A 776-nucleotide genomic window follows, 5' to 3' on the forward strand; every position below is an offset into this window, starting at 1 on the left:
TAGTAGGAAACTTTTATTTTGTACTAATTATTTAGTCTCCATGGCTGCACATTATTTACTGTTCTTAGTGAGAGATGCAAGCCTAATCTTTGAACAGTGAATAAAATGCGACTTATGCCATTAAATAACTGGATTCGGTGTGATAACGGCCTTTTTTACACTGACCCCAATTATTTGATAGGATCCTGAGCGACACAATAAATATAATAATGAGGGATTATGACGGCATTAAACACTTCTATGGTAATGCAACTTTCTCTAGTTGCTGCCGCTCAGAAAACGATTGTTAAAAAATGGCTCGGGCTGGCTGTCGCTTCTTTGCTAGGCGCAGGGGTATTTTCTTTGCTGCTTGTTTTGTCTCGAACGCCAGGCGTACAAGACTTTATTCCCTGGGTGGACTTTTTCCATGTTGCACTGGTTGTGCACGTTGACCTTTCTGTATTGATTTGGTTTCTATCAATGGCGGGAGTTTTCTGGACTAGCAGCAACCCGGCTAGTGGTGGCTTGTTGGATCAGTGGGCGTGGAACTTTGCTGCGCTTGGTGCCTTGATTATGGTCGCTTGTCCATTTTTTGGAGTAGGGGAGCCTTTGATGAATAACTATGTTCCTGTGCTTCAACACCCAGCATTCTACCTGGCTTTATGTGTTTTTGGTTTTGGCATTCTGCTGTTATTAGTAGCTCGCTTATTGACTATACCTCAAGGCTTTAATAGTGGTGAGTCGGTACTGAGCTGGGCATCGTATTTAGCCGCTATTCCTGCTCTATTAAGTATTAT

The 776-nt window shown here is 42.4% G+C and carries 1 protein-coding gene; it reads left to right on the top strand.

Features of this window, described 5'->3' with window-relative positions:
- Window positions 1-219: 219 nt before the first annotated feature.
- A partial coding sequence (locus A3729_RS23655) for a hypothetical protein (RefSeq protein ID WP_197476016.1) occupies window positions 220-776 on the top strand: 557 nt, incomplete at its 3' end.

The sequence above is a fragment of the Oleiphilus sp. HI0043 genome (assembly GCF_001634935.1).